This is a genomic window from Bradyrhizobium pachyrhizi (assembly GCF_029714545.1).
Taxonomy (GTDB): domain Bacteria; phylum Pseudomonadota; class Alphaproteobacteria; order Rhizobiales; family Xanthobacteraceae; genus Bradyrhizobium; species Bradyrhizobium pachyrhizi.
Genome location: NZ_CP121667.1, coordinates 6,251,394 through 6,269,694, shown reverse-complemented (window position 1 = coordinate 6,269,694; position 18,301 = coordinate 6,251,394). Strand labels below are relative to the sequence as shown.

Here is an 18,301-nt window from a genome sequence, read left to right as displayed (position 1 = left end):
GCATCCGCAGCGCAACGAACTCAGAACAATCGCGGATCGGGGGAGGGGATGATATGAGGCTTCGGTTCAAGGCCACCCATGTCGTGTTGGCCATGCTCTGCGTGATGTACTTCATCACCTATGTGGACCGGGTGAACATCGGCACCGCGGCCGGCGAGATCCAGAAGGAGCTCGGCCTGTCCAACACCGAGCTCGGTCTGGTGTTCTCGGCCTTCGCCTATCCGTACCTGCTGTTCCAGGTGATCGGCGGCTGGGTCGGCGATCGCTTCGGGCCGCGCCAGACCTTGTTCTGGTGCGGCATGATCTGGGCCGCGGCGACCATCATGACCGGCTTTGTCCATGGCCTTGCCGCGCTGTTCGTCGCGCGTTTCGCGCTGGGGTTCGGCGAAGGCGCGACATTTCCGACCGCGACGCGCGCGATGCAGTACTGGACGCCTGCGAACCGCCGCGGCTTCGCGCAAGGCCTGACGCATTCATTCGCGCGGCTCGGCAATGCCATCACCCCGCCGGTGGTCGCGCTGCTGATCCTCTGGCTGACCTGGCGCGGCGCGTTCGTCGTGCTCGGCGTCGTCAGCCTGATCTGGGGCATCGCGTGGGTCTGGTACTTCCGCAACGAGCCGCGGGACCATGGCTCGATCACGGCGGCCGAGCTTGCGACATTGCCGCCGCGTCCGCAGGGCGAGCGGCCGAAGGTGCCGTGGGGACCGCTGCTGCAGCGGATGTGGCCGGTGACGCTGACCTATTTCTGCTACGGCTGGTGCCTGTGGCTCTATCTCAACTGGCTGCCGCTGTTCTTCAAGAACAACTACAGCCTCGATCTGAAGAACTCGGCGCTGTTCGCATCCGGCGTGTTCTTTGCCGGCGTCGTCGGCGACAGCATCGGTGGCGTCATCTCCGACCGCATTCTCGAGCGCACCGGCAATGTACGGCTGGCGCGGCTCAGCGTGACGGTCGTGGGCTTCGCCGGCGCGCTGCTGTCGCTGATGCCGATCCTGTTCGTCCACGACATCACGGTGGTGGCGCTCTGCCTGTCGGCCGGCTTCTTCTGCGCCGAACTCGTGATCGGGCCGATGTGGTCGATCCCGATGGACATCGCGGCGAAATATTCCGGCACCGCCGCGGGGATCATGAACACCGGCTCGGCTTTCGCGGCCATCGTCTCGCCGCTGGTCGCCGGCTTCGTCATCGACGCCACCGGAAACTGGTACCTGCCGTTCCTGATGTCGATGGGCCTGCTGCTGGTCGGCGGCTTCTCGGCGTTCCTGATGCATCCCGAGCGGCCGTTCGAGGAGACGAACGAATCGGTGGTGCCGGGCAAGGTGGTGGCCGCCGAATGAGGCGCTGCCGGCCCGGCGGAGCGCCGTCAGATATGCATGACCGACCCCCGCCGGGCCTAGGACAAACCCGGCGAATAGTGATATGCGAGCGGCTCACCACGACCAAGACGAGACCGGGAAAGACGCTCATGACCGTGCATACTGGAAGGCATTTTCTGCAGATTCCGGGACCGACCAACGTGCCGGACCGGGTGCTGCGGGCCATGGATATGCCGACCATGGACCATCGCGGTCCCGAGTTCGCCGAGATCGGTTTTGCCGTGCTTTCTGCGATGCAGCGTGTGTTCCGGACCAGGCAGCCCGTGATCATCTACCCGTCGTCGGGGACCGGCGCCTGGGAGGCCGCGATCGTCAACACGCTGCAGCCCGGCGACAAGGTCCTGATGTGCGAGACCGGGCAGTTCGCCGTGCTGTGGCATGGCATTGCCGACAAGTTCAAGCTCGACGTTGATTTCATCGCGGGCGACTGGCGTCACGGCGCCGACCTCGAGCAGATCGAGGCCAGGCTGTCCGCCGACAAGGCGCACAAGATCAAGGCGGTCTGCGTGGTCCACAACGAGACCTCGACCGCCTGCGTCACCTATCCGCGCGACGTCCGCAAGATCCTCGACACGCTGAAGCATCCGGCGCTCTTGATGGTCGACACCATCTCCGGCCTCGGCTCGCTGGAATATGAGCATGATGCCTGGGGCATCGATGTCTCCATCGCCGGCTCCCAGAAGGGGCTGATGCTGCCGCCCGGCCTCGGCTTCAACGCCGTGTCGGAGAAGGCGCTCGCCGTGGCCAAGGCCAATCCGGGCATGCGCTCCTATTGGGATTGGCAGGAAGTCATCAACATCAACAAGGCCGGCACCTGGCCATATACGCCCGCCACCAACCTGCTGTTCGGCCTGCGCGAGGCCGTGAAGATGCTGGAGGAAGAGGGTCTCGAGAACGTCTTCGCCCGCCACAAGCGCCACAGCGAGGCGACGCGCGCGGCGATCAAGGTCTGGGGCCTCGAGACACAATGCCAGGAGCAGGGCGCACACTCGCCGGCGCTGACCGCGGTGCGGGTACCCGACGGCCACGATGCCGATCATTTCCGCAAGGTCGTGCTGGAGAATTTCGACATGTCGCTCGGCACCGGCCTCAACAAGGTCAAGGGCAAGGTGTTCCGGATCGGGCATATCGGACACTTCAACGACCTGATGCTGATGGGCACGCTGTCCGGCGTCGAGATGGGGCTTGATCTGGCCAAGGTGCCGCATCGCGGCGGCGGTGTGCTGGCGGCGATGGAGGTCCTGAAGGGCCGCGACGCCGCACAGTCGAAGGCTGTCGCTTAAAAAGGCTGTCGCCTGAAATCGAATCGCAAACAACAGAAAGAGCGAGACATGAACGCGCCCGTCACTTCGACCGAAGACCTGATCTATTCCGTCGAGGACGGGATCGCGCGCATCACGTTCAACCGGCCGCAGGCGCGCAATGCGCTGACCTTTGCGATGTACGAGCAGATGGCCGCGATCTGCGAGAACATCAATCAGGATCACTCCGTCAAGGCGCTGATCATGACCGGCGCGGGCGACAAGGCGTTCGCCTCGGGCACCGACATCTCGCAGTTCCGCGCGTTCAAGACGGCGCAGGATGCGCTCGACTATGAGGCGCGGATCGATCGCGTGCTGGGAACGCTCGAGCAGTGCCGTGTGCCTGTGATCGCGGCGATCGCCGGCGCGTGCACCGGCGGTGGCGCCGGCATCGCCGCCTGCTGCGATATCCGGATCGGCACCGAGGCGACGCGGATCGGCTTCCCGATCGCGCGCACGCTCGGCAACTGCCTCTCGATGTCCAACATCTCGCGGCTGGTGTCGCTGATCGGTCCGGCGCGGACCAAGGATCTGATCTTCAAGGCGCGCCTCGTCGAGGCGCCGGAAGCGCTGGCGCTCGGGCTGTTGAACGAAGTCGTCCCCGATGTGGAAACGTTGCAGCGCCGCGCCACCGAGACGGCAAAGCTCGTCGCCGGCCACGCGCCGATCACGCTCGAAGTGACCAAGGAAGCGGTCCGCCGCATCCGCCGCACGCTGTCGCGCGAGGAGGGCGAGGACCTGATCCTGCGCGCCTATATGAGCGAGGATTTCCGCGAGGGCATGGACGCCTTCCTCAACAAGCGCGCGCCTAACTTCAAGGGCAAGTAGCGGCGGCTGGGTGACAGAAGGCCGCGGGCTCGCTGAACCGAGGTCTCCGTCGTCATTCCGGGCTCTCGCGGAGCCTGTCATCGGGCGGCGCTCTGCGCCGACCCGTTGGCGAACCCCGGAATGACGGATGGGCTAGGGGTTCGCGCGCGTGCCACTGAGTTGCCCGACGGCGCAAGCGCCCTTTGAAAAAATATTTCGGTTTACCGGAAGATCAACTCAGTGTTATGAATTGCCCGTCTCACCCGATCGAGGGGCGCTTCGCGGTCGTCACGAACGTGGGTTGAGATGCGGTGGACGCTGTGCGTGGTACTGACGAGAGCACGCAAGGCGAACGGCGAAATCGTGCAGGCCTGACGCCCTAGCGGCAGGTGTCCTCTTGCAAGAGCCGAAAGCGTCTTTGCGAGGGCGGTGACAAAAAAGCCCAGTCTCGCCGGGGAGAGCACGTATAAGCCGTAACCCATCGCGCAGGGAAAGCCGGATTGCTCCGGTTACACCTGTGGTCCCACCCCCGAGCTTTCTACCCATTGCTCGGGGCCCATGGGTGCGATCGGCACCCGGCTTTCCCTGCGCCCTCTGTTCGAAGGGAGGGCGGAATGAGATGCAAAGCTCGGACAGATCATGTCGCGAGAGCGTGGATGTGTGACTCGCAAATCACTCCACAAACTAGGTGTCGTCCCGGGCAAGCGAAGCGCCATCCGGGACCCATAACCACCGAAGATCATTGTCGCATACGCTGGAGCCACAGCTCGCTTCAACAACGAACGTCTGTGGTTATGGGTCCCTGCTCTCGCAGGGACGACAGCGAACAAGCGGCGCGCCTTTGGCTCCCCTCGCAAACGACGCCCACCTCATTCCAAAGTCATAGGCCATGCGGCAGTTCGCGGCTTGAACTCACCTTCATTCTCGGCACAATGACGCGAGCCCGCCACCTCGCAGGTTTTGTCAAGCCGAACAAATAGATAGGGAAGAAACACGTGGGACAGATTGTAAAAACCACGGCTGCAATCGCGGCCCTCTTGCTGAGCACGCCGGCCTTCGCCGGCTGGGAGCCGAGCAAGCCGGTTGAAATCGTGGTCGCGGCCGGTGCCGGCGGCGCCTCCGACCAGATGGCGCGCATGATGCAGGCGGCGATCCAGAAGAACAATCTGATGAAGCAGCCGATGGTGGTGTCGCTGAAGGGCGGCGCGTCGGGTGCGGAAGCGCTGATGTACATGAAGTCCAGCGAGGGCGATCCCAACAAGGTGCTGATCGCCTATTCGCTGATCTACATGCTGCCGCTGTCGGCCAAGATTCCGTTCAACTGGCGCGACCTCACCCCGGTGTCGGTGGTCGCGCTCGATCAGTTCGTGTTGTGGGACAATGCCTCCGGTCCGAAGACCGTGAAGGAGTTCATCGCGGCCGCCAAGGCGGCGAGCGCGCCGTTCAAGATGGGCGGCACCGGCTCCAAGCGCGAAGATCACGTGCTGACCGTGTTCATGGAGCAGAAGACCGGCGCAAAATTCTCCTACCTGCCGTACAAGTCCGGCGGTGAGGCAGCGACCCAGCTGGTCGGCGGCCACACTGAGTCCAACGTCAACAATCCCAGCGAGAACCTCGAGGTCTGGCGCGCCGGACAGGTTCGCGCGCTCTGCGTGTTCGACAAGGAGCGCATCTCCTACAAGACCAAGGTCACCGACACGCAATCCTGGAACGACATCCCGACCTGCAAGGAAGAGGGGCTCGACGTGCAGTACCTGATGCTGCGCGCGATGTTCCTGCCGGGCAAGGTCACGCAGGAGCAGCAGGCGTTCTATGTCGACCTGTTCCAGAAGGTGACGCAGACGGCTGAATACAAGGACTACATGGAGAAGCAGGCGCTGAAGCCGATCTTCCTCACCGGCAAGGACATGGTCGAGTTCCTCGAGGATGACGACAAGCAGAATGCCTCGCTGATGAACGCGGCAGGGTTCGTCGCAAAATAGCGGATCCGCCGTCATTCCGGGGCGATGCGAAGCATCGAACCCGGAATCTCGAGATTCCGGGTTCACCCTTCGGGTGCCCCGGAATGACTTGGCCTGTTAGCTTGGAATTGCCTTGCAAGCGGCAGCGGCGCAGTGATTACTGCGCCGCAGTATGGCCGAACGTCCGGCGAGCCCGATCGGGCTGGGTCACCCCTCCGGCGCCGTTGCGGGACCGTGAGGAGCGATCATGACCAAAGCCGTTCTCGGCATCATCCGCGGATCCGGCATCTACGATCTGCCCGGCCTGGAAAATGTCCGCGAGGAGGCGATCACAAGCCCCTGGGGCGAGCCGTCCGCGCCGCTCCGACGCGGCGAGATGGCGGGACTCCCGATCGTGTTCCTGCCGCGCCACGGCCATGGACACGCGCTGTCGCCGTCCGACATCAACTATCGCGCCAATATCGATGTGCTGAAGCGGGCGGGGGTCACCGACCTCGTCGCGCTGTCCGCGTGCGGCTCGTTCAAGGAAGAGCTGCCGCCCGGCACGTTCGTATTGGTCGACCAGTTCGTCGATCGCACCCACAAGCGCGAGAGCTCGTTCTTCGGCAGGGGCTGCGTCGCGCACGTCTCGATGGCGCATCCGGTGTCGCCGTTGCTGGCGAGGCATCTGGCGGCTGCTGCCGAGGCTGAAGATATCGCGTTCGCCCGCGGCGGCACCTACCTCTGCATGGAGGGGCCGCAGTTCTCCTCGCTCGCCGAAAGCCTGACCTACAAGGCGCAGGGCTATTCGGTGATCGGCATGACCAACATGCCGGAAGCCAAGCTCGCCCGCGAGGCCGAGATCTGCTACGCCAGCGTGGCGATGGTGACCGATTTCGATTGCTGGCATCCGGCCCATGATGCCGTGACGGTGCAGGATATCATCCGCGTGCTGAATTCGAATGCCGAGAAGGCAAAGGCGCTGGTCGCGCGGCTGGCGCGGGATTTCCCGCGCGAGCACGAGCCGTGCCCGGTCGGTTCGGATCGGGCGCTTGATACCGCGCTGATCACGGCGCCCGCGGCCCGCGATCCGCGGCTGCTGGCCAAGCTCGATGCCGTCGCCGGACGGGTGCTACGGTCGTGAGGAAGTCCTCTAGCGAGCGCGCGACGCGAAGGGCGTAGGACATGAAAGTCGATGGACGACATTTTCGCAGCATCTGGCTCGAGCCCGACGGCTGGTCGGTCGGCGCGATCGATCAGCGCCGGCTGCCGCATGAATTCATCGTCGCCAAACTCACCACCGCGGACGAGGCCGGCGAGGCGATCCGCTCGATGCTGGTCCGCGGCGCGCCGCTGATCGGCGCCACCGCGGCCTATGGCATGGCGCTCGCGATGCGCGCCGATGCCTCCGACGCGGCACTCGAGCGCGCCGGCAAGATGCTGCTGGCGACCCGGCCGACAGCGATCAATCTGAAATGGGCCGTTGACGAGATGCAGCGCGCGCTCGTGCCGCTCGCGGCCTCGGCGCGGGCCGGGGCGGCCTATGCCCGTGCCCGCGAGATCGCCGATGAGGATGTCGAGATCAACCGCGAGATCGGCCGTCACGGGCTCGGCCTGATCGAGACGGTTGCCGCGACCAAGAAGCCGGGCGAGGTGGTGAACGTCCTGACGCATTGCAACGCCGGCTGGCTTGCAACCGTGGATTGGGGAACGGCGACATCGCCGATCTACCAGGCGCACGATCGCGGCATTCCGGTCCACGTCTGGGTCGACGAGACCCGCCCGCGCAATCAGGGCGCTTCGCTCACCGCCTGGGAACTCGGGCACCACGGCGTGCCGCACACCGTGATCCCCGACAACACCGGCGGCCATCTGATGCAGCATCGCATGATCGATCTCGCGATCGTCGGGACCGATCGCGTCGCCGCCAACGGCGACGTCTGCAACAAGATCGGCACCTATCTGAAAGCGCTCGCGGCCCACGACAACGGCGTGCCGTTCTATGTGGCGCTGCCGTCGCCGACCATCGACTTTAGTATCGATGATGGCGTCAGGCAGATTCCGATCGAGCAGCGGGCGGCCGCCGAGGTGACGCACCTCACGGGACGCACGGCCGATGGCCGGATCGAGACCGTGCGCGTGGTTCCGGACGGCTCGTCGGTGGCCAATTTCGGCTTCGACGTGACGCCGGCGCGGCTGGTGACCGGATTGATCACTGAGCGCGGCGTTCTCAAGCCGGAGCGTGCTGCACTTGCGAGCGCCTTTCCCGAACGTTCCACCGTTTAGCTGAAGGCTGCATTGACGGTGGTTGCATCAGCACGCTATCCCAATCGTTGCCCTCGCAACCCAGACCGTCTCATCCATGTCCAATACCGAACTTGAGATCGTCGTCGACGATCCGACCGCACCTGAAGATAACTCGCCGGCGGTCGTCAGCACCGGCGTCGTCGACGTCGTCGTGTCGCTGCTTCTGCTTGCGCTCGCCGTAGTGCTCGGCTGGGACAATTGGCGCACCGGCGCGTCGTGGGACTCGACCGGGCCGCAGCCGGGCTATTTTCCGTTCTACCTCTCGGTCATCCTCGGCGGCGCCAGCCTCTATGGCCTGGGAGCCGCCTTCGTCTCGCGCCGGGAAGCTGCCGAGACCTTTGTCACCCGGGCCCAGCTTCGCCGGGTGATGGCGGTGTTCGTGCCGACATTGCTGTTCTGCCTCGCCACCCAATATCTCGGCCTCTACGTCGCGAGCTTCTTCCTGATCGCAGGCTTCATGCGCCTCGTCGGCAAGATAGCGCTGTGGAAGTCGCTGCTCACCGCCTTCGTCTTCACCGCCGTGATGTTCGTGACCTTCGACATCGTCTTCGACGTCATCATGCCGAAGGGGCCGCTCGAAGCGGCTCTCGGCCGCTAGCGAACCGACAGGATTTCGAAACATGGAAGCCTTCGGTCTCCTGCTGCACGGCTTTGCCGTCCTTCTGACGTGGAAGACGTTGCTCTTGATGATGGTCGGGCTGGTCCTCGGCATCTTCGTCGGCGTGCTGCCCGGGCTTGGCGGCCCCAACGGCGTCGCGATCCTGCTGCCGCTGACCTTCACGATGGATCCGACCTCCGCCATCGTGATGCTCTCGTGCATCTACTGGGGCGCGCTGTTCGGCGGCGCCATCACCTCGATCCTGTTCAATATCCCGGGCGAAGCCTGGTCGGTCGCGACCACGTTCGACGGCTATCCGATGGCGCAGCAGGGCAGGGCGGCCGAAGCGCTCACCGCGGCGTTCACCTCGTCCTTCGTCGGTTCGCTGGTCGCGGTGCTGCTGATCACCTTCCTGGCGCCGATGATCTCGTCGTTCGCGCTGAGGTTCGGCCCGCCGGAATTCTTCGCCGTCTATCTCCTGACCTTCTGCTCCTTCGTCGGCCTCGGCCGCGAGGCCAAGCACAAGACTGTCATTTCGATGTCGCTCGGGCTGCTGCTCGCCGGCGTCGGCATGGATACGGTGTCCGGGCAGCTGCGCATGACGTTCGGCTCCGCGGAGCTCTTGCGCGGCATCAACTTCCTCGTCGCGGTCATCGGCCTGTTCGGCATCAGCGAGATCCTGCTCACGATGGAGGAGCGCCTTGCGCTGCGCGGACACGCCGCGGGCATCAGCCTGCGCGTCGTGCTCTCGGTGTGGAAGGACCTGCCGAAATACTGGGTGACGCTGCTGCGCTCGTCGGTGATCGGCTGCTGGCTCGGCATCACGCCCGGCGGCGCGATCGCGGCCTCCTTCATGGGCTACAACCTCGCCAAGCGCTTCGCCAAGGATCAGGAGAGCTTTGGCAAGGGCCGGATCGAGGGCGTGTTCGCGCCCGAGACCGCCGCGCATGCCTCGGGCACCTCGGCGCTGTTGCCGATGCTGGCGCTCGGCATTCCCGGCTCGGGGACCGCTGCGATCCTGCTCGGCGGCTTGATGGTGTGGGGCCTCAACCCGGGGCCGCTGCTGTTCGTCGAGCACAAGGATTTCGTCTGGGGCCTGATCGCCTCGATGTATCTCGGCAATGTCGTCGGCCTCGTGCTGGTGCTGACCACGGTGCCGATCTTCGCCTCGATCCTGCGCGTGCCGTTCGCGGCCGTAGCCCCGATGATCGTGGTGTCCTGCGCGATCGGCGCTTATGCGATCCAGAACGCGATGTTCGATATCTGGCTGATGCTGGGCTTCGGCGTCGTCGGCTACGTCTTCAAGAAGATCGGGATCCCGCTCGCGCCGTTCACCCTCGCATTGGTGCTCGGCAACCGCGCCGAGGACGCGTTCCGCCTCTCGATGATCGGCTCCGGCGGCGACATGAAGGTGTTCTGGTCAAACGGCCTGGTCGGAACCATCACGACACTGGCGATCGTGCTGCTGTTCTGGCCGGTGATCGACAAGGCGTTCGTCGGGCTCGGACGAATGTTGCGGCCTGCACGGGCGTAGTCGCGGTCCGGGATCTGGCGACCTCGAACCGCTAGGCATTGGCGGTTTGATACCGTCAAACCACCTTGCGCTGACGGAGTTCGGCGATCTCCTCCTTGCCGAAGCCGAATTCGGCCAGCAGCTCCTCGGTCTGCTCGCCGAACTCCGGCGGGCGGGCGGCCATCCTGCTCGGCGTTCGCGACAGCGTCACCGGCTGGCTGACCAGCTGGATCTGCCGGTTCTCGTCATTGGGCACGTGCTGGGCCATGCCGAGATGCTTGACCTGGGCATCCTCGAACATCTGGTCGATCGAGTAGATCGGCCCGCACGGCACGCCGGCGGCGTTCAGCGCCTGCACCCAGGTCTCGGTCGATTTCTTCTCGGTCAGCGCGCCGATCCTCGCATTCAGCGCGTCGCGGTTCTTCGAGCGGGCCGGCGCGGTCGCGTAGTCGGGGTCGGTGATCAGCTCGGGCGCGCCGATCGCCTGTGCGCAACGCTCCCAGATCCGCCCGCCTGTCGTGGCGATGTTGATGTAACCGTCGGAGGTCTTGAACACGCCGGTCGGGATCGAGGTCGGATGGTTGTTGCCGGCCTGCTTGGCCACTTCCTTTTCCATCAGCCAGCGCGCCGCCTGGAAATCCAGCATGAAGATCTGGGCCTGCAGCAGCGAGGTCTGCACCCACTGGCCTTCGCCGGATACGTCGCGTTCCAGCAGCGCCGTGAGGATGCCGATCGCACAGAACAGGCCCGCGGTCAGATCGGCGACGGGAATGCCGACCCGCATCGGTCCGCCGCCGGGCGCGCCGGTCACCGACATCAGCCCGCCCATGCCCTGGGCGATCTGATCGAAACCCGGGCGCTTGTGATAGGGGCCATCCTGGCCGAACCCGGAGATGCTGCCATAGACGATCCGCGGATTGATCTTGCGGATGCTCTCGTAATCGATGCCGAGCTTGGCCTTGACGTCCGGCCGGAAGTTTTCGACCACGACATCGGCCTGTTCGGCCAGCCGCTTGAACACCTCGAGCCCCTTGGGGTCCTTGAGGTTCAGCGTCATGGCGCGCTTGTTGCGATGCAGGTTCTGGAAATCGGAGCCGCCGCGCGGGCCGCCCGGCTGCTCGCCACCGCCATCCTCCAGAAGCGCATCGATCTTGACGACATTGGCGCCCCAATCGGCGAGCTGACGCACGCAGGTCGGCCCAGACCGGACCCGGGTCAAATCCAGCACGGTGAAACGGGACAAGGCTTGGGATGCGCGGGGAAAGGGCATTGAGACACCTCTTGTTGGGCGGACTGCCCGGGGGGCTTGAGCCCATCTGCCATAGACAATTTGGCAGGCCTTTCCAACTGTTACCCGGATCACAAACAGGGCCGGAAACAACCAGCCATGGTTCCGTGAAGATCGGCTCCTGTATTTTGCGGTCCTGGCCTGGCCCCACACCTCCCCGCCGTCCGCCAACTCTCGACAATCACCGCGCCGGCTGCTAGCCCGTCGCCATGCCGAATGGGTTTTGCCCTTACGGAAGAGGCACTTGAGGCGTATCGGAGCGATGGACCGAAAGCGGGCATGGCGGTGAAAAAGGGTCCATCCCATCTGCTCGGTAACTCGGCATGGAACGCGACCGCCTTCGCGGTCGCGGTGCTGCTCAATCTCGCGATCCTGCCGTTCGTGATTTTCCGGCTCGGTCTCGCCGCGTTCGGCGTTGCGGGTCTGGTGACGGCCTGTGTCGCGCCGGCGCTGATGTTCAGCAATGCGCTCGGCCTTTCGACGGCGCGCGAGCTCGCGCAAAGGTTGGAATCGTCCGACCGCGACCAGGCGCGGCGATTTTTCGCGACCGCTCTCGCGCTTGCCATCGTCCTTGGCGGCCTGATCGCTGCGTTGCTTGCCTTTGCCGGCGCGCCGCTCGCACGACTGGGATTCCACCTCGGCGGCCCGGCCGCCGACGATCTCGGGCTCGCCTTCGCATTGGCCGGCGCCGGTTGGCTGTTCCAGTGCCTGTTCGCCGTCTTCCTCTCGTTGTTCACGGCGCGTCAGGACTATCGGCGGATCGCGTCGATCAGCATCACGGGCACGGTGGTGACGACGATGTCGATGCTGCTGCTGATCCCCTACGCGCCGCGCGCCTCGACCTTCCTCGGCTGTCAGGCCTTGGGCTTTGCGACAAATCTCGTGATGGCCTTTGCCTGGTCGCGCCACGCCATCAGTGACTGGCTGGCACGGCCGGCGCTCGATCGCGGTGCGCTGCGTGCGCTGGTCAAGCTTGGCGGTTGGCAGTTCGCGGCGCAAAGCGGCGCGCTGTTCGCCGGGCAGGCGGACCGCTATCTGCTCGGCGCGCTGCTGCAGCCGCAATTCGTCGGCTTCTACAGCGTCGCGCAGCGGCTGGAGGAGGCTGTCTATATCGGTGTGCTGAAGATCGGCGAGATCTTGTTCCCGTTCTTCAGCACCCTGCAGAGGGAGGATGACGATCGCAAGGTCGACCTCCTGCTTCGCTCGTCCTGGATTCTCAATGTGCTTGCCGCGAGCGCGCTGGGCGGCCTGATCCCGGTCGCAGGCGCGTTGCTGCATCGATGGACCGGCGCCGAGGTCGCCGCCGAGGCCCAGCTGGTGCTGGTGGTACTCGCGATCAGCGGAATATTGGGGTCCAGCGCCAATGTGTTTGCGTTCTATCTGCTGTCGCAGGGCCGCTCCAGTTCCAACGCGCTGATCTCGCTCGTCACGGGCATCTTCACGCTGGCGACCAGCGCCGTCGCGTTGCCGTATTTCGGCTGGCCGGCGGCCGGTTGGAGCTCTTGCGTCGGGATGGCCGCCCAGATGGTGATCACCGTGCTGTTGCTGCAGCGAACCTTCCGCCTTTCAGATATGTGGTCACGGATGTTGCATTTCGTATTGATCCCGCTCGGCACGGGAGTAGCCATCGCGCTGGCGCTGCGTTCGCAGCTCGGCCACGCGTCATTCGACCACGCGCCGTCATGGTGGTATGTGGTGTCGCTCTACGGCGTGTCGGCGGCGGCCATCTTTGTCGCCGCCGTTGCCGCGTCGCAGCTCGGTCCCTACCGCGCCGTGTGCTGGCGGGATCTCCGCGTCATCAGCAGTCGCTTCCTGCCCTTCAAGGCCATCTAGACATGTGCGGCATCGCAGGCATCGTCAATCTGCGCGGCGCTCCCGTGGAGCCGGCCGACATCTCGCGGCTCACCAAATTGATCGCGCATCGCGGTCCGTTCGGCGAGGGCACCTGGTTCAATGCCAAGCGAAACGTCGCCTTCGGCCATCGTCGGCTCGCCATCATCGACCCCGGCGAGGGCGGCTATCAGCCGATGGCATCGGGCGATGGCCGCCATGTGATCGTCTACAACGGCGAGATCTACAACTTCCTCGAATTGCGCCGCGAGCTCGAGGCGAAGGGCGCGGTTTTCCGCAGCCAGTCCGATACCGAAGTGATCCTTGCCGCCTGGCAGGCATGGGGCGAGGACATGCTGCTGCGCTTCAACGGCATGTGGGCGCTGGCGATCTACGACACGGCCACCGATGATCTGTTCCTGGCGCGCGATCGCTTCGGCATCAAACCGATGTTGTATGCGCTGTCGTCCGAGCGGTTCGTTTTCGCGTCCGAGCAGCGGGCGCTGGCGCGGAGCGGGCTGGTTGAGGCGTCGCTCGATGTCGACGTGGCGCGGCGGCTGTTGCTTGACCCGTTCGGGATCGAAGGCAGCGAGCGGACGCTGTTCGCGCAACTGCGCCGCCTGCAGGGCGGCCACTGCATGTGGTTGCGCCAGGGGCGTGTGCAGGTGCGCCGCTGGTGGCGAACCGTGGACCATCTGCCGGCAATCCCGGATACCGAGAGCGAACGCGTCGAGCGCTTTCGTGACCTGTTTCAGGATTCCGTCGCGCTGCGGATGCGCAGCGACGTTCCGATCGGGACCTGTCTGTCCGGCGGCTTCGATTCGTCCGCGGTGATCTGCGCCATGGCGACCCATGAGAAAGCCGGCATGGGGCCGCGTGACTCGACCGCCTGGCGGCACGCCTTTGTCGCGACCTTTCCCGGCGCCAGCAATGACGAGCGGCCGATGGCGGAGGAAGCGGCCGCGTGGGCCGAGGTGGCACCGAGCTTTCTCGAGATCGGCCGCTCCGCCGCGCTCACCGACCTTGACCGCATTCTCGACGACAATGACGACGTCTATATCGGGCTGCCGAGCGCGCCTTGGCTGATCTATCGCGAGCTCCGGCGCCAGAACGTCACCGTGTCACTCGACGGCCACGGCGCGGACGAATTGATGGGCGCCTACCTGCAGGAGGGACAGTCGGCCGCATTCCGGATCCGGAACGCAGCAGCCGCGCTCACCTCACGATCGCAGCTGGCGCAGCGCGGCATCGACTTCCTGCGCGCGCAGATGATCAGGCGCGAGGGGCACTACTTCCTGCGCGGAGGCGCTGCGGCCGCGCCTGCGCCGCTGCCGCTGGTCGCCGAGGACGACGAATTGCCTGATACATGGGGTGCGTTGAACAGGCGCCTCTACCGCATGTTCCATTCGACCACGCTGCCTACCATTCTGCGCAATTTCGACCGACTCTCGATGGCGCACGGGATCGAGGTCCGCATGCCGTTCATGGATTGGCGGCTGGTCACCTACACGATGGCGCTGCCGGAAACGAGCAAGTCGGCGGATGGCCTGACCAAGGTGGTGGCGCGGCAGGCGATGGCGAACCTGATGCCCGAAACCATCCGCACCGCGCGCCGCAAGGTAGGCTTCAACTCGCCGATGCCGGAATGGCTGAACGGGCCATTGGCGGGCTGGGCGGCAGAGCTGCTTGATCGGAATGTTCCGGCATTCGCCGAGTTCGTCGACGAAACGCCCCTTCGAAAGGCGGTCGGCCGCTTGACGGCGTCGCAGAGCTGGGATTGGAAGAGTGTCGGCCGGATCTGGCCTTATTTGAACATGAAATGGATGTTGGCAAGGTCCGCGTAACCAATGCGTCTGTTCCAGAATAGCGGTCTCTATCCGTCCTATTTGCCGAGGCTGAACCAGCTCGCGGCAAAGGCGTCAAGTTTCGACGCGCGCCGCGACGTGTTCCTGCATGATCGGTTTGGCGCCGCGCATTTTCTCAAGCCCGTGCTCGACGGCGCAGCTGAAGCCTTCTTCACGAATGGCGACGATGAGGTGCTGCAGCGCCAGTGGGCACGTGAGCAGGGAATGAAGGAAGCGCCGACGCTCGAGGCCATTCTGCTCGCGCAGATCGAGCATCACAGAACCGAGGTGTTCTACAATCTCGATCCGGTGCGCTATCCGAGTGCGTTCGTCGCCAAGCTTCCCGGCTGCGTGAAGAAGACGCTGTGCTGGCGCGCCGCGCCCTCCGGAAATGCCGATCTCACCGCCTATGGCGCGGTGCTTGGAAACTTTCCCTCGATCCTCGAGGCGTGGCGCAGCAAGGGATGCCGGGCGGAGCTCTTCTTTCCTGCGATCGATCCAGTCATGGAGCAGTACGGCGACGGCGAACGGCCGATCGACGTGGCGTTTGTCGGTGGGTATTCGCGGCATCATAGCGCGCGGGGCAGGACGCTCGAACAGGTCGCCGCGCTGGCAGCTGATCGCAAGATCGTGTTCTGCCTCGATGCGTCGCGGCTGACGCGGCTCGCCGAAAGCACGGTCGGTCGATTGCTGCCGCTGCGCAAGCACCGGCGCCCCGACGCCATCGCGCGAATCGCGAGGTTGCCGCTGTTCGGCAGGGACCTCTACGAGTTGTTCGGATCGGCGAAGATCGTGCTCAATGGCGCGATCGACATGGCCGGCAACGATCGCGGCAATATGCGCTGCTTCGAGGCGATGGGTTGCGGCTCGCTGCTCGTGTCGGATGCCGGCAACTATCCGGAGGCGATGCGGGACGGCGTCACAATGCGCACCTACGACGATCCCGAGCGGGCCGCCGAGGCGATCTCACGCAGCCTGCGGGATTGGCCTCAATGGGCTGCGATCGCCGCCTCCGGCAGGAGCCGCGTGCAGGAGACCTACAGCAAGGCCTCGCAATGGGCGCAGTTTATCGACCTCGTCGCGCGGATTGAGCCGTGATAGAGCGTTTTCGAGCGAAGTGGGCGCCGGTTCGCGCAGGGAAAATGCGTCAAAACAACAATCTGGAGCCCCGTCCCGATTCCATCGGAACGGAAAAGGCTCTAGACGGTGCACAGGGCCGGCCAGCGGGCGGGCGATCGGGCCGAGATGATGTCTGCAAGTGACTTGATCCATCAGCTGAAATGGGTGGCCGACGGGCTCGCCGTGCCGCTGTTCAGGCTGCGGCCGCGGCCGTTCGGCCCGGGCTATCAGACGGTCAAGCGCGATACCATCACCGCGGCGATCGACGCAGGCCTGCTACAGGCAGGAAAGGAGCTTCCGCCCGGCTACGGCGTCGCCATGGACGAGCGCGTGGTGGAATATCCCTGGGTCTATGCCCGATTGAACAATGTCGGCAAGATGCTGGACGCGGGATCGACGTTCAACCACGATTTCCTGCTGCAGCGTCCGCCGCTGCGCGGCGCGGATCTCACCATCATGACGCTGGCGCCGGAGAAGCGATGCTATTGGCATGACGGCTACTCCTATGTGTTCGGCGATCTTCGCAACACGATGTTCGGCGATCAGGTTTTCGACACCGTCGCCAGCATTTCGACGATCGAGCACATCGGCCTCGACAATCAGATGCTGTATACGGGCGATCCGCGCGACGCCGAGACCGATCGCGACGGCTTTGTTCCGGCGGTGCGGGAGTTCAAGCGCATTCTCAAGCCCGGCGGGACCTGCTTGATCTCAGTGCCGTTCGGCAAGCGCGACAATCTCGGCTGGTATCAGGTGTTCGATCTTGCCATGATCGAGCGGATCGTCGAGGCATTCGGCGCGACATCTCACCATGTCGACTATTTCGGCTATTCGCGGCAGGGCTGGTCACGCCAGAGCGCCGAGGCGCTCGCCGGCGCGACCGTTTTCGACGTCCACACTGGCAAAGGGCAGGGCAATGACCTTGCGGCGTCGTCGCGCGCCGTCGCTTGCCTGCAGTTGACGGCATGAATGTCGATTACCTGATCCAGCGCCTGATCGGTCGCGCGACTTGCCGGCTGCAGCCGGACGCGGCGCTCGGCCGCTATGCCAGGATCAGAAACATCCGCGGCGATTCCGACAAGATCGTCGTGGGCCGCAATAGCCGCATCCTGGGTGAACTCCTGACCTTCGCGCATGGTGGCGAGATCAAGATCGGCGAATGGTGCTACGTCGGAGAAGGAACCCGGATCTGGTCGGCGGCATCGATCGAGATCGGCAACCGCGTCCTGATCTCGCATTCGGCGAATGTCTTCGACAATCTCACGCACCCGCTGCGGGCGGCCGAGCGGCACAAACAGGTCCAGCAGATTTTTACCCGCGGGCATCCGAACGATATCTCGCTTGATGAGAGTCCGGTCAGAATCTGCGATGATGCCTGGATCGGCGCGGGCGCGATGGTCTTGCGCGGTGTGACGGTGGGCCAGGGCGCTATCGTCGCGGCCGGCGCGGTCGTAACCAGGGATGTCGCGGCGTTTTCGATCGTGGCGGGCAATCCGGCCGTATTGGTGAGGGAGCTTGGGCTCGATGAACGGTGAGCGCAAGTTTACCACCTGGGAGGACGCGGTGGTCTGGCTGCGCAATCAGCCGGATCAGCGCCAGCTTGTGCTCGATGCATTCTACGACGATCCGCTGGCCGGCGCTGCCGAACGCTATTTCCGGAGCTCCGAGTGGCAGGCGGTCGCTTCGCTGCTGGCCGGCCGGTCCGGCGCCGCGCTCGATGTCGGCGCCGGCCGCGGCATTGCGAGCTACGCGCTCGCCCGAACCGGCTTTGCCGTGACGGCGCTCGAGCCGGATCCCAGCGCGATCGTGGGAGCGGCGGCGATCCGCGATCTGGCAGCGCAGTCGCAACAGCCGATCCGGGTGGTCGAAGAGTTTTCCGAGCGGCTGCCGTTCGCCGATGCGGCGTTCGATGTCGTCTTTGCCCGCGCCGTGCTGCACCACACGCGCGATCTCGAGGGAGCATGCCGGGAGATGTTTCGCGTGCTGCGGCCCGGCGGCATGCTGATCGCTGCGCGCGAGCATGTCATCAGCAAGGAGGCGGACCTCCCCCAGTTCCTCGCGCAGCATCCGTTGCATCATCTTTACGGGGGCGAGCATGCCTACCTGCTCGATCGCTACACCGGCGCGCTGACCGCCGCAGGCTTTTCCGCGATCGACGCGCTGGCGCCGCTGCAAAGCCCGATCAACCTGTTTCCCTATACGCTGGAGACCCTGAAATCGGCGATCGTGACCAGGTTGACGCAAAAGGTTCCGGTGGCGCCGCTGTGGCGAACCGCGTTTGCGTCACGCCTTGTGTTCGGCTCGTTGCTGTCGATGGCCGAACGTTTCGACAATCGGCCGGGCCGGCTCTACTCTTTTGTCTGTCACAAGGCCTGATC

The 18,301-nt window shown here is 64.9% G+C and carries 15 protein-coding genes; 14 read left to right on the top strand and 1 reads right to left on the bottom strand.

The features are described 5' to 3' along the window. Window positions 1-53: 53 nt before the first annotated feature. From QA639_RS29720 to QA639_RS29685, 8 genes are all read left to right on the top strand, one after another. Window positions 54-1,337, top strand: a complete 1,284-nt coding sequence (locus QA639_RS29720) for an MFS transporter (RefSeq protein ID WP_157345167.1) — start codon at window positions 54-56, stop codon at window positions 1,335-1,337. A gap of 128 nt (window positions 1,338-1,465) precedes the next feature. Further along, on the top strand, window positions 1,466-2,659 hold the full coding sequence (locus QA639_RS29715) for a pyridoxal-phosphate-dependent aminotransferase family protein (RefSeq protein WP_157345165.1): 1,194 nt from the start codon (window positions 1,466-1,468) through the stop codon (window positions 2,657-2,659). 48 nt (window positions 2,660-2,707) lie between these two features. Beyond that, entirely contained in the window at window positions 2,708-3,505 is a 798-nt protein-coding gene (locus tag QA639_RS29710; protein ID WP_157345163.1) for an enoyl-CoA hydratase/isomerase family protein, read from the top strand. A 983-nt stretch (window positions 3,506-4,488) separates the two neighbouring features. Beyond that, window positions 4,489-5,466, top strand: a complete 978-nt coding sequence (locus tag QA639_RS29705) for a Bug family tripartite tricarboxylate transporter substrate binding protein (RefSeq protein ID WP_428841191.1) — start codon at window positions 4,489-4,491, stop codon at window positions 5,464-5,466. Between the two features lie 226 nt (window positions 5,467-5,692). Next, window positions 5,693-6,568 (top strand): S-methyl-5'-thioadenosine phosphorylase, encoded by an 876-nt coding sequence (locus QA639_RS29700; RefSeq protein ID WP_283087874.1) that lies wholly within the window; start codon window positions 5,693-5,695, stop codon window positions 6,566-6,568. A gap of 41 nt (window positions 6,569-6,609) precedes the next feature. Then, a complete protein-coding gene (gene mtnA / locus QA639_RS29695; RefSeq protein ID WP_157345158.1) occupies window positions 6,610-7,710 on the top strand; it encodes an S-methyl-5-thioribose-1-phosphate isomerase in 1,101 nt (366 codons plus the stop codon). Between the two features lie 76 nt (window positions 7,711-7,786). Further along, the gene (locus tag QA639_RS29690) at window positions 7,787-8,329 is read left to right on the top strand and encodes a tripartite tricarboxylate transporter TctB family protein (protein ID WP_157345156.1); all 543 of its coding nucleotides are present in this window, start codon (window positions 7,787-7,789) and stop codon (window positions 8,327-8,329) included. A 22-nt stretch (window positions 8,330-8,351) separates the two neighbouring features. After that, entirely contained in the window at window positions 8,352-9,863 is a 1,512-nt protein-coding gene (locus QA639_RS29685; RefSeq protein WP_038380818.1) for a tripartite tricarboxylate transporter permease, read from the top strand. Between the two features lie 55 nt (window positions 9,864-9,918). On the opposite strand, the gene QA639_RS29680 is transcribed toward QA639_RS29685, so the two are convergent. After that, on the bottom strand, window positions 9,919-11,112 hold the full coding sequence (locus QA639_RS29680) for a CaiB/BaiF CoA transferase family protein (protein ID WP_157345152.1): 1,194 nt from the start codon (window positions 11,110-11,112) through the stop codon (window positions 9,919-9,921). A gap of 297 nt (window positions 11,113-11,409) precedes the next feature. Here QA639_RS29680 and QA639_RS29675 point away from each other — a divergent pair, with 297 nt between their 5' ends. From QA639_RS29675 to QA639_RS29650, 6 genes are all read left to right on the top strand, one after another. Beyond that, complete coding sequence (locus QA639_RS29675; RefSeq protein ID WP_157345150.1) at window positions 11,410-12,963, top strand: lipopolysaccharide biosynthesis protein; 1,554 nt, start codon at window positions 11,410-11,412, stop codon at window positions 12,961-12,963. A 2-nt stretch (window positions 12,964-12,965) separates the two neighbouring features. After that, window positions 12,966-14,804 (top strand): asparagine synthase (glutamine-hydrolyzing), encoded by a 1,839-nt coding sequence (asnB, locus tag QA639_RS29670; RefSeq protein WP_157345148.1) that lies wholly within the window; start codon window positions 12,966-12,968, stop codon window positions 14,802-14,804. 3 nt (window positions 14,805-14,807) lie between these two features. Beyond that, window positions 14,808-15,902, top strand: a complete 1,095-nt coding sequence (locus QA639_RS29665; protein ID WP_157345146.1) for a glycosyltransferase family protein — start codon at window positions 14,808-14,810, stop codon at window positions 15,900-15,902. A gap of 147 nt (window positions 15,903-16,049) precedes the next feature. Further along, a complete protein-coding gene (locus tag QA639_RS29660) occupies window positions 16,050-16,892 on the top strand; it encodes a methyltransferase domain-containing protein (RefSeq protein WP_210253976.1) in 843 nt (280 codons plus the stop codon). Continuing rightward, window positions 16,889-17,458 (top strand): acyltransferase, encoded by a 570-nt coding sequence (locus QA639_RS29655; RefSeq protein WP_157345142.1) that lies wholly within the window; start codon window positions 16,889-16,891, stop codon window positions 17,456-17,458. Before QA639_RS29660 ends, QA639_RS29655 begins: the two co-directional genes overlap by 4 nt. After that, a complete protein-coding gene (locus QA639_RS29650) occupies window positions 17,448-18,299 on the top strand; it encodes a class I SAM-dependent methyltransferase (protein ID WP_157345140.1) in 852 nt (283 codons plus the stop codon). Before QA639_RS29655 ends, QA639_RS29650 begins: the two co-directional genes overlap by 11 nt. Window positions 18,300-18,301 lie beyond the last annotated feature (2 nt).